Origin of the sequence: Chitinophaga sp. OAE865 (assembly GCF_040546735.1) — a bacterium.
Lineage (GTDB): Bacteria > Bacteroidota > Bacteroidia > Chitinophagales > Chitinophagaceae > Chitinophaga > Chitinophaga polysaccharea_A.
In genome coordinates this window covers 3,209,256-3,221,218 of the sequence record NZ_JBEPOF010000001.1, presented here as the reverse complement: position 1 = coordinate 3,221,218, position 11,963 = coordinate 3,209,256, and the positions used below count along the sequence as shown (strand labels likewise).

The following is an 11,963-nucleotide window of genomic DNA, read 5'->3' as shown; positions in this document are numbered from 1 at the left end:
ATCATTTAGAACTTAACATTCAGATTAATTCCCCAGCCCCGCCTTGATGGCAGCGATCCATATTCCAGCCCCTGCCCGTTGCCGTTATTATAGTTGGAATCGGGATCTACATTGGGAATGTCTTTATAGATGATAAAAGGGTTCCTTGCCACAAAGCTTACAGAAGCATCTTTAAGCCCTGTTCTCCTGTTGAAGGTGGCCGGCAGGCGGTACGACAAAGTGATTTCCCTCACCTTCACATAAGTAGCTTTATAAATGAAGGGTACGGCAATGCCATTGCCATCGGAATAAAAATTGCTCCAGTAAACGGAAGGATCCACTGCCCTCGTATTTTTGGTATACACTGGTTTTCCATCTGTACCGGTACCGGTTTGTACCACGCCTTCAGGCACATATCCCCTTACTTTTCCCATAGCCTGCCATTCGCCGAGCGATTTCTTAGCGGCCAGGCGCTCCTGCTCGGATTGTATCCATTCTTCCCGTCCGGGAAGGGTTTTCACACTACTGCCCCGCACTACGGAAAACAGGTCTGTCATGGAAAAAATATCCGCGCCATACTTTACATCAAAAGCAGCGTTGAGACTGAAGCTCTTATAGTTCAGCCGGCTCACCACTCCGCCTGTCCAGTCGAACACGCCTTTTCCCAATACTCTTCTATCGGTTGTGGGCATGGGGTTCAGGGAAGTGGGGTTCAGGATCACATTTCCATCAGGATCCCGCTGGTAATCATACCCCAGGATAGCGCCATACTTCTGACCCGGCATAGCTGCTACAAGCAGACCAAGCCATCTTGCTTCAGATAAAGTAATAAAAGGCACATCATCTGCCAGCGATTCCACCTTATTGATATTCCGTGCAAAGTTCACGGTAAGGTCCCAGGAAAAGTTCTTTCCGGATACAGGAGTGCCGGATAACAACAACTCTATCCCTTTGTTGGTGATCATACCTGCATTAATGATCTGTTTCGGATAACCGGAAGAGAGTGGAGCAGGAACAATATTGATCTGGTCTCTCGAATGGGAAGTATAATAAGTAGCGTCAAAATTCAATCTGCCGTTGAAAAATTTCAGGTTGGTACCTGCTTCAAATGAACGGGTCCTGGTAGGCCGCAGGTTTATATTGGGCAGTATTTTAGTGGCCAGGTTAGCGGGTTGCACGCCGTTGAATGCCAGCGGGTATAAACTGTAGTACACATCCAGCATATAAGGATCGGTATCGTTTCCTACTTCTGCCCATGAAGCCCTTATTTTTCCGAACGACAATACATCGCTCTTCATCTTAAACGCATCTGTAAAAATGAAACTGGAAGATACTGACGGGTAGGTATATACGTTATTATTTTCAGGTAACGTGGAAGATGCGTCCCTTCTCACCGTAGCATCCAGGTACAGATAGTTTTTATAGGCAAATGTAAATAATCCATATGCTGACCTTATCTCCCTGCGCTGGTTATTCTCTTCCAGGCTTTTATCCTGGTAGCTGTTGATGCTGATAACATCAGTCACTGTCATATTGGAATAAGTGGCATTGGTTCCCTTTCTTACCCGCTTATTCAAACTGGCGCCCAGCCTGGCAGAGAAGTTGAGATCAGGCGTGATCTTTTTTGTAATGGTAGCCATGAAATCGGCCTGGGTAGTGGAATATTTTTGGTTCGTAACATTCATCATGCCTGAAAGCGCCAGCGGCGTGGTGCGTGGGCTGTACTTCCGGTAATCCAGGAAGGTGATATCTGTAGAAGCCCTTGCCAGTAAACTCAGCCACTTATTAACCGTATAGGTAGCGTTAAAAGCGCCCGTGAGCCTGTCTTTCAACGTAACGTTCGACATTTCATACAGTACCCAGTAAGGATTGAGGCGGTATGGGCCACCGCCCCATTCCACGTATTCGCCTTGTTTGCTTTTATAGGTATCGGAAAAAACAGACTGATCGATATTGTTGGCGAGGCCGTTAAAATTTTGTCCCACATTGGTTGGCGCATCTCCCAGTCCCGCCCTGTTGTTCACCTTTTCATTCAGGTAGGTGGCCCTTACATCCACATCCAGTTTGCTGCCGAACTTGGAGCGCCCGCTGAAGGTAAAGTTATTGCGGCGGATATCACTGTTCGGCAGGATGTCTTTATACCGCAGGTCTGACACCGAGAAGCGGAAGTTGGATCTGTCTGTGGCATTGGTTAGTGACAGCGTATTATTCAGCGAAGATCCGGTTCTGAAGAAGCTGCCGAAATTATTTTTGGCGAGGGCATAGGGCCTGGTTACGCCATCGAACCCGATCACACTGAGACCGGGATCCAGCCGTGGGCCAAAGTTGGTGAACATGGTGCTCTGCGCCTGTGATTGATCCAGTGGCAGTTGCCCCGAGCGGCCCTGCCCGTAGAGGTACTGGTTGCCATCTACTTTGGTGAGCTGGTTCTCAATAGTAGCGGTGCTGTTAAGCTCTACGCCCAGCTCTTTTGAGCGGGCACCTTTCTTTGTGGTGATCAGTATAACGCCATTAGCCGCGCTGCTGCCATATAACGCGGCAGCAGAAGGCCCTTTCAGTACGCTGATCTTATCAATATCATCCGGGTTGATAGCAGAAATGGCATCTCCCATATCCACGCCTTCAGCAAATTTCGTATCGCCTACCTGGCCGTAGTTGGAGTTATCCATAGGGATACCATCTATCACATACAAGGGTTGGTTGTTGCCGGTAATGCTGGTATTGCCGCGGATGATCACCCTGGAAGAGCCCGATGGCCCGCCGGCGGTGCTGTTGATAATAAGGCCCGGCACTTTTCCCGCGAGGGAGTTGATCACATTGGTTTCTTTTGCTTTATTGATATCCTCTCCTTTTACTTCAGAAAATGCGTATCCCAGCTCTCGCTCTTCCCTTCGTATACCCAATGCCGTTACCACTACATCTTTCAGTGTTTCGGAGCGCGATAACAGTTTTACATTTACCTGCCGCTGCGCTCTTGTAAGAAAACCAAAGCGCTCATAACCTATCATCTGGATAATGATACTGTCGCCGCCGGTGGCCTTAATCATATAAGCGCCATCATTGCCTGAGATGGCTGTTTCTTTACTGTTTTTATTATAGATGCTCGCGCCGGGGACGATAGCGCCTTTTTCATCTGTGATGACACCCCTAACTACTCCCGGAGCCTGTGCTGCAGCGTAATGCCGGGAGGCCGCCAACATCGTTATACATAGGTACAGATGTTTAAACTTGACAATTGCATTCATGGTGGTAGTGATTTTGGTTCCTGATTCGATAAGTACACAGCAGTGATCAATAAATACCCGTTGGCTGCTCTTTATCCGGAATAAAGCGCAGCGCATTTTGGTTGACTAAATACCAAACGATGAAAAATACAGGCTGTTAAAACGACAGATGAAAAATACCGTTAACGTACACGAAAAAAAGGTAAAAAAGAGGAATCGCCCCCAAAAGCACAATTCCATTCAGTTAACGCAGGTGACAGGGAATTACAAAACCATCATCTTCGTTAACGTACACGAATATAGAAATAAAATCCAGAAAATGCTATCTGTTGTAAAATATTTTTTTTGGAAGATGTAAAAACGGGTCAGTTACGGTAGTTAAGATAATTCTCTTTTGTGATGATATCGATAGGCATATACTGCTGCCGCTCAATAACAGCGGCATGTGTAAGATGATCATATAATGCCATGATGCCTTTGTGCCCCTGCTCCTGCGGTTTCTGGCAGATGAGGAAATCGATCACGGATCTTTTCAGGTAGTCGATGTTTTCCGCGAGGAAGTCGTAGCCTATCAGCCTGATATGTGTAAGCCCGGCTTCTTCCAGGTAGCGGCCTACGGTGGCCACCCTTGAATTGGTAACAAAAATCACATCTGCGGGCGTTTTGACCAATGCCTTGTGCAGCTTGCTTTTCACGGACTTATAATCGGTTTGGCGGATATCGGTTTTCCTGATCTGTATATCTGCAGGATGTGCTTTGTAATAAGCCCTGAAACCTTCTTCTTTTCTCAACAGGTGATGATGCAGATCCATTTCCCTGGAGATATTCACAATCAGTACCTGCTGCCCTTCCCTCACGAGATAACTGATAAGATGCGCCGCCAGGTAGCCGCTCTGGTAAAGATCGGGACCAATATAACTCAGGCCGGTTTCGGTTTCAAGATCTGAATTAATGAATACAAAGGGAATTTTCTTCGTCTTACATTTTTTGGTGAAGCTCAGGGATTCTTCTTCAAACATTGGCGCCAGCAGGATACCCTGGTAATCTTTCTTTAAAATTTCAGCAGCACGGGCAGTAAAAGTGGTTTTATCATTCTGATCAAAAAAATAGATGTCCACGGTTACCCCGAAATCCCTTATCGCTGCTGCGGCCTGCCTTACACCATTCAGCGGTGCATTCCAGTATCCCGTTTCGCCGGATGCTGCCGGGATCAGCACGGCCAGGTGCAGGAGCCTTTTGGATGCCAGCCGTCTTGCCATAATATTAGGCTGGTAATCCAGGTCCTTAATAATTTCCAGTATCTTCTCCCTTGTTTTATCTGCCACACCGGTACGGTTATTCAATACCCTGTCTACGGTGCCAATAGAAACATTCGCCCTTCTGGCAATTTCTTTCACGCCCACCAATGCGGCTTCTTTTATATCTTTCATTAACTGGTTGATTGTGCATTCAATTATTCCGGTTTACAGCAGCAGATTATTTGTTTTCCGCGTAAAGCCCGTTATCCCGGTACAGCGGATTCCATATAAAAGCCGGCAATATCAGTTTCCATGTAATCCTGTTACGGCAACAACATTTCATATACTTCCATGTAAAGGCTGTTATACATCAAACTATCTATCCCGGCGTTAAACCTGCCGCGCCACCAAAAGTACTAATTTAATCCTGTTTTCATTCATCCACTGGTGCGGCGTTATGCTGTTGCCAGCATATACCCGGCGTTATTCCTGTAAAATAAATGACCGGATATTTTTTACGCCGGTACTTGGATATATGAAAATAAACGTTATTTTTGTGTACGTACACGAATTTAAGGTAAAAACAGATCCATCCCAAATCACTTCTGTTAATCATGGCTGAATCATACTGATACATAGCCACACACCGCCCATTTCCCGGCGGTATAACGGCAACGGTTATATTGGCGTGTTTTTGGGTTAAAGGACCTACCTTCAGGCAAATTGGTTTTATTCAAATAACTATTTGATATCCATATATCTACGGATCCGGAAGTGATGTAACATGCCCGGAAAAAAGTGTACATAATTCAATGGGTATCAATCAATTGCTGATCAAGTCCACCTCTACTCCACATTAACACCCCGTTGCCGGCACGTTGACAGCGTGTCCTAAGTATCACTGCAGCCATGTATAAGTACTGCTAAAGCAAGTATAAATCAATCAATTTCCCAGGCAGGAGCAGGAGCGCTACTGTGCTGCTCCCTGATGCCCTTCAAAGTAAACCGAAGGGAAACCTTATGCCGGCAATGTTGCACGATCAGCTATTCATACACTCCCTATTATTCACTGCTCATTTAAACCAAAAAACATGAAACAAAAACTAGTATTATCTGCTCTCTTTGTATTACTTGTTTCCGGCTGTACCAAGATCCGGGATATGTTTTATATCAACAAACCCGGGCAAATGCATACCTTGCAATTGCAGTCGGCCGGTTTTAAGATAGTAGCCTATCTTCCAAAATATACTTCCACCCTCGCAGATCATATCAATGCATTTGATTTCTCAAAGGTGACCCATCTGAATATTGCCTTCTTCAACCCCGATGTAAACGGCAATTTCCCCGCATCACAAGGCACCGGGTTGGATACCATTGTATCCAAAGCGCATCTCAACAACGTTAAAGTGCTTTTATCGCTCGGCGGCGGATCCAATCAAAGCCAGTACGCCAACCTGCTTACAGCGCCTAACAGGGCAGCCTTTATCACCAAAGTAGTGAACCTCGTTTCACTATACAACGTGGATGGTATTGATGTGGATCTCGAAGGAGACAACATCGATGAAAACTATGAAGCATTCATCACCGGACTGTCGGCACAGCTTAAACCCAACGGGAAACTACTGACCGCTGCAGTGGCCTGGTGGACGCGCGACCGGGTAACAGATTCCTGTCTCGCAGCGTTCGACTTCATCAACGTAATGGCTTATGATAAAGCCGGCGATGAACATTCGCCTTACAGCTATGCAAAACAACATGTTGATTACTGGAAAGGACAAAGAGGCATGGCGGCAGATAAAATAGTGGTGGGCGTTCCATTCTATGGCCTGTATACACTTTCGGGCAACCTGCAATCCATCAAATACAGCGAACTGGTAACGCAATATCCCGGCGCGGAAAATAAGGATACAGTACGCCGCGCAGATGGTATCGTGATCAACTACAATGGTATTCCCACCATCCAGAATAAAACGGCCTACGCACAACAGGAAGCCGGTGGTATTATGTTCTGGCAGGTATTGCAGGATGCCAGCGGGTCATTGTCGCTGTTAAATGCCATCCACAATAAAATAAACAGCAATACCGGCTGGGAAAATCCATACATCACCTGGCGGTTCGACCTGAGCGCGGCGGCTGCAGCTACGTACAGCGATTCCACTGCTATGAAATCATCCATCTCCATAAAAGGCGCCCCGGGATTTTTACCTGCACCTCCCTATGGCTACGGACGGGTATTCCTGCCTGCTAACTGCGGCGGCTATTACCAGCTGCAGCCGGGCACTAATCCTCCCGGCCTGAAAACAGCCGCCAGCTCTACCAACACGCCAGCCAAATTTTCCTGGTACAATATCGATGAAGCCAAAACAGTGGCAGCACTCATCTTCAATCTTCAGCTGAATGCCGCATTAACCAACGGACAGCTCATTATTCCCTTTGGTTACAGCACCACCGGCAGCAGCACCTTTAACAACACCAACCAGCTTACCTCTGTAAATACACCCGGCGTTTTCGGCGCTATCCGCCTGGATTTTTACGGAGGCAACTTTGCCACATTGTCGTACCGCAATGCCACATACGGTTATACTACCATCAACAACACCGTATTCAATAAAACCGGGAGCTATAAAATTGAACTGTATTGCAACAACCACAGTTCAGACAGGAACTACCTGAAAAACGGCAGCGCTTATGCTTTGCCACAACAAACCTATCACTTATGGGTAAACGATGTATTAATACAGGGCGCAGCCGGCTTAACCAACTTCCCCGCTACGGGCGAGCTTGCAGCGCTTGGTACCATCAACAGCTTTTCTTTCAACGCATCCGGCAATACCGGTACGCCGGGCACCACACCGCCTACCAGCGCCAATTCTTTACTGGCTACGCTGTCTGCAATTGCTATCAGTTTTGATCTGCAAAACTAAATACGGCTATAATTACATGCCCGGTGATATAAAATCGCCGGGCATTTTTTTGCCCCGCATTTTCTTACACGATAAGTTCTACCCACGCCTCCCTTTCCCGCTTCTTCCCTACCAACAGGCATTTCATCCAAAATGATCCTTCCCTGCATGAATTTTCCTTCAGAATATTTTATTTTCCAACAGTCACATTAATGAATCACAATATGAAACGACTGTTCCTCTTATTATTCCCTGCAATACTATTATTTTCCTGTAGTAAAAAAGACCAGCTTCCATTAATAGAAACCATTACTAAAGGAGATAAATGGGGCATCAGGATCGGGAGCTCCTATGCGGATGTTTATAACCGGCTCCAGCAGCTGAATAATGAAAAAGATCTTTCCTCGGTAGCAGTAGTATACCGCCAGCCTTTTTCCTCTCCGCAGCAAGTGCAATACCTGCTCCCTTATTACGATGCTGTTACACTGATGGACACCAGTGTTGTGATAGACCGTGCGTTGATCCAGTTCTCCGGCGATAAAGTGGCGCATATCAGTGCCGGCGGAGCACTCCCGGAAGAGATGGATCAATGGCCTGCAGCTCTTCCTTCAGAAACAGCCATTCTTAAAAACGACCTGGTAAACAACATCTACACAAAACTGCTCGCCATTTACAAAATCCCTGCCTACAGTCAACTGAAAATCATTTTACCGGATAAGCCATTGAATAAACCTTTTGATCCGGATATGGAAAAATATGCGGAATGGGGATTTTCTATTACAACTGATGTTAAACCAGGTGTAAAAGGTAATTCTATTGTGAGATTGTATTTTAAAGATGGTAAACTGAACAAGATCCTTCACCAGTACAACGAAAACGAAGTTTACAATTAGATAGAATATTACTGCCGGCAAAACACCGGCAGTAATATTTTATTTGAACACCGCTTTTCCTGCAGCCGGTTTAAACATATAAAAGCTGGCCAGGGCCAATAACCAAACGCCGGTCCCACCGAAAAGAGTGAGCAATTCAAAGCCGTAACTGAGCGCCGAATGAGCGGCGTATCCGTCGGGATCTGCGATATTCATCTCCGGAAATTTTTCATTCAAACCCGCAAAATTCCCAGCCGCTATCTTTTCCGCCATTAACTGAAGCTGTTCTGCACTGAACCTGTTGTTGAATACTCCTTTTAGATGCGCGTAGATACCTTTGCTTAGCACCAGCCCCATTAAGGCGATGTTAACCGCCAACGTGATAAGCCTGGCGCTCATATCTATCCCTGAGGCCATACCGGCACGGTCGGCACTAACGGATCCGGTGGTAGTGTTGGTAACAGGCGTATTGCATAAGCCCAATCCAATTCCGGACACAAGGGTACCCGGCAGCATGCTAAGCCAGCCCGGATGCGCGGAATGTATACCTAGCCACATCAGGATAAAACCCGCACCGATACTGAACAGCCCAAGCGGGATAACTATTCCCGGCCGGTACCTGAGCAGCAGTCCTTCAGCCAAAGGAGGAACCACCAATGTGGGAAGCGTGTAAGCCAGAAGCACTGTTCCCGCAACAACACCGTTATACCCCAGTACGCCCTGGAAATAAATAGGCAGGTAAATCATAAAAGGCCAGAAACAAAAGTTCATACCAATAGAGCCAATGATGGCGCCGGAAAAATTGGGCACGCGGAATACAGTAAAATCAAACATTGGCTGGGGACTTACTTTCTCGGCATAAAGAAAGAGCAGGAATGCAATAACCGACCCGGTAAGGATAAATAATGCGGATGTGCTGCCGAATCCGAGCACCGGCCCCTGGATAATGAAATAAGTTAATGCAAAAACGGACAATGATAACGAGATCATACCCCACACATCCAACTGCTGCGCATGGGTGTTCCTGGATTCTTTTATGCCTGCCAGTGCAAGTCCGAGCGTGAGTATGCTCAATGGAAAATGCACCAGGAAAACCCACTTCCAGCTGGCCAGTGAAAGGATCAGCCCACCTATAACGGGGCCGAAACCAAGACCTGTTCCAAATACGATGCCCCACATGGCAAAGGCCCTGCTGCGCTGCCTCCCTTCCTGGAACTGGTGGGAAAGAATAGCGATCTGGCAAATGAGCATGATCCCTCCGCCAAGCCCCTGGAGAAAACGGCTGATGATAAGTACAGACATTCCTGTAGCCAGGCCGCAGAGCAAAGAAGTGATACCGAAAAGCACCAGGCCAATCACAAAAACCCGTTTCCTGCCATAACGATCGGCCAGGGTGCCGGTCGCCATCAATACAGTGGTGCATGCAATGGTATAGGCATTCATGATCCACTGTACATCGCTGAAACTGCCATGCAGTAATTTTTCCAGGCTGGGCAGCAGCACCGGTACACTGGAGATCTCCAATCCGAACATCAAGGAAGAAAAGCAAATAGCTGCAAGGGTAAGCGCGTTCTTTTTGTTTTTAAGCATAGTTGAATACCTGTTTCGTTTTAACAAAAATAGACCGGCAAATACCTATCTTTTCGGTTCATTTCTATTATAAAAAGGTATGTTTGTATTATGGTTAAGCAGAATATACATCAACAGGTGGAGGTGGAATACCTTAAAACCGACCATTGTCCACTGGTGAACCGGCAGTATAGTTTTTTTGAAATAGTATATCTTATCTCAGGGAAAGGTTTTATAAATATCAACGGCAACCGGATGGCCTATCGTGATGGCAACCTGTTGCTGCTCACCCCGGACGACCGCCACCATTTCGAGATAGCGGAAACGACGGAATTCCTCCTGATCCGCTTCAGTGAAAGCTATGTGCGCACTTATCCCTGGAAAAGTATCCATCACCTGGAATGCCTGCTCTTTTATGCCACTAAACTATCAGGATGCGTGATGAGGTGTAAAGACGACAGCCGCCTGGTTGAAATGCTTGTAAACTCCCTGCTGTATGGTATAAAGCTGGGCGGGGCGTACCAGCAGGACCTGGAAATGAACCTGGTGAATGCGCTGATCGTGATTGCGGCCAGGAATATAGCCAAACTAAGGCCGGGCAATGTACGCGACAATACAGATAAACGGATCCTTGAGATCATTAACCATATTGAACGGAATATTTTTACTCCCTCCCAGCTAACGGCCACGGCTATTGGCAATGCTTTTGGCATTTCCGAAACCTACCTGGGCGTTTACTTTAAAAAACAATGCGGCGAAACCATACAACAATTCATAAGCGGTTACAAAATCAGGCTGATTGAATGGCGGTTAAAATTCAGTGATCTGCGGATCAATGAACTGGCTGATGAATTCGGATTTGCCGATGGAAGCCACCTGAACAAGTTTTTTAAAAAACAAAAGGGAATTAGCCTAACAGCATACCGGCAGGCTTTATCAGCCTCCTGATCCAAGAACCATGACATGTTTTTTTTAAAATAAAACGCAACCTTTTTATCAAAAATTGTAACTTCGTTGCAATTTTGAACACGAAACAAAAATACCGCTTTCAGATATTCTCCAGGATTGGAGCGGTATTCCTATTGCTTATTTTCCTGAGCACCCCGCTGATAGAGGCTTTCCATCATCATCATTGTAATGATGGAAGAACGGAACAGCAATATGCGGACAACGGGAATTATCAATTTAATACGTTTCACATAGCATGTAAGTTATGCGACCTGGTGAAGCATCAGTCGCACGACTTCCTACCCACGCAATGGCCTCAACCGGTTTTCATTTCACCGGTAAAAAAAGCTGCTGCTTCGCTTTTCCGCGTACAGGCCTATTCCAGCTACCTGCTGGCCTGCGCTAATAAAGGGCCTCCTGTTTCCTGCTGATTTTTTTTGTTGGATGTACCTGCTGTAGCTGCATCCTCTTACCGATTTTATGCGCTCTCCGTCCGGAAGGCGTACCACTGCTTATATTCTTTTTCTATGCTTCAGGCAATATCCTTATCAAAACATTACCAGTCGCACGTGGCGCTGGACAATCTCAACCTGGAAGTTAAACCAGGGGAAATCTACTGCCTGCTGGGCCAGAACGGCGCGGGCAAAACCACTACCATCAACCTGTTCCTGGGTTTTACCGCTCCTACATCGGGAAAGGTAATGATCCATCAACAGGAAGTGCGCCCCGGCGAAGGCGACACCCGCAGGTACCTGGCCTATATCCCGGAAGTGGTGATGCTGTATGGTAGTCTTACTGCCGTTGAAAACCTCGACTACTTCAGCCGGCTGGCAGGTTTTAAATACGATAAATCCCGGCTGGAGCAATTCCTCTCCGGCTGCGGCTTACAAGCCGAAGCCCATGATAAGCGCCTCTCCGGTTTCAGTAAAGGGATGCGACAAAAAGTAGGCATCGCCATAGCGCTGGCTAAAAATGCAGATGTGATCCTCATGGATGAGCCCACCAGCGGACTGGATCCCAAAGCCACCGACGAATTCACCGGCCTGGTCCGGGAACTGGGGCAACAGGGCAAATCAGTACTGATGGCCACGCATGATATATTCAATGCCGTGAATGTGGGCACACATATCGGCATCATGCGCAAAGGCCAGCTGGTGCACACTTTAAACGCAGGCGATATCAATGCCCGCGATCTGCAGGAATTATACCTGGAAACCATTTAGCCAACTA

General features: G+C 46.8%; 8 protein-coding genes. 5 read left to right on the top strand and 3 right to left on the bottom strand.

The genetic code is table 11. The features are described from left to right. Positions 1-5 precede the first annotated feature (5 nt). Both ABIE50_RS13120 and ABIE50_RS13115 read right to left on the bottom strand, forming a co-directional pair. Positions 6-3,224, bottom strand: a complete 3,219-nt coding sequence (locus tag ABIE50_RS13120; RefSeq protein WP_209860899.1) for a SusC/RagA family TonB-linked outer membrane protein — start codon at positions 3,222-3,224, stop codon at positions 6-8. Between the two features lie 344 nt (positions 3,225-3,568). After that, complete coding sequence (locus tag ABIE50_RS13115; protein WP_354027996.1) at positions 3,569-4,633, bottom strand: LacI family DNA-binding transcriptional regulator; 1,065 nt, start codon at positions 4,631-4,633, stop codon at positions 3,569-3,571. Between the two features lie 899 nt (positions 4,634-5,532). Here ABIE50_RS13115 and ABIE50_RS13110 point away from each other — a divergent pair. Further along, entirely contained in the window at positions 5,533-7,365 is a 1,833-nt protein-coding gene (locus tag ABIE50_RS13110; protein ID WP_209860901.1) for a glycosyl hydrolase family 18 protein, read from the top strand. A gap of 203 nt (positions 7,366-7,568) precedes the next feature. After that, positions 7,569-8,237, top strand: coding sequence for a hypothetical protein (locus ABIE50_RS13105; RefSeq protein ID WP_209860903.1), 669 nt, complete (start codon positions 7,569-7,571; stop codon positions 8,235-8,237). Positions 8,238-8,276: 39 nt separating this feature from the next. On the opposite strand, the gene ABIE50_RS13100 is transcribed toward ABIE50_RS13105, so the two are convergent. Continuing rightward, a complete protein-coding gene (locus tag ABIE50_RS13100) occupies positions 8,277-9,806 on the bottom strand; it encodes an MFS transporter (RefSeq protein WP_209860911.1) in 1,530 nt (509 codons plus the stop codon). Between the two features lie 90 nt (positions 9,807-9,896). On the opposite strand from ABIE50_RS13100, the gene ABIE50_RS13095 reads away from it, so the two are divergent. The 3 genes from ABIE50_RS13095 to ABIE50_RS13085 all read left to right on the top strand — a co-directional run bounded on the left by ABIE50_RS13095 (position 9,897) and on the right by ABIE50_RS13085 (position 11,956). Continuing rightward, positions 9,897-10,733 (top strand): AraC family transcriptional regulator, encoded by an 837-nt coding sequence (locus ABIE50_RS13095; RefSeq protein WP_209860913.1) that lies wholly within the window; start codon positions 9,897-9,899, stop codon positions 10,731-10,733. Positions 10,734-10,807: 74 nt separating this feature from the next. Then, complete coding sequence (locus ABIE50_RS13090; protein ID WP_209860915.1) at positions 10,808-11,164, top strand: hypothetical protein; 357 nt, start codon at positions 10,808-10,810, stop codon at positions 11,162-11,164. Positions 11,165-11,260: 96 nt separating this feature from the next. Next, positions 11,261-11,956: an ABC transporter ATP-binding protein gene (locus ABIE50_RS13085; RefSeq protein ID WP_209860917.1), complete on the top strand. Its 696-nt coding sequence runs from the start codon at positions 11,261-11,263 to the stop codon at positions 11,954-11,956. The last annotated feature ends 7 nt before the right edge of the window (positions 11,957-11,963 follow it).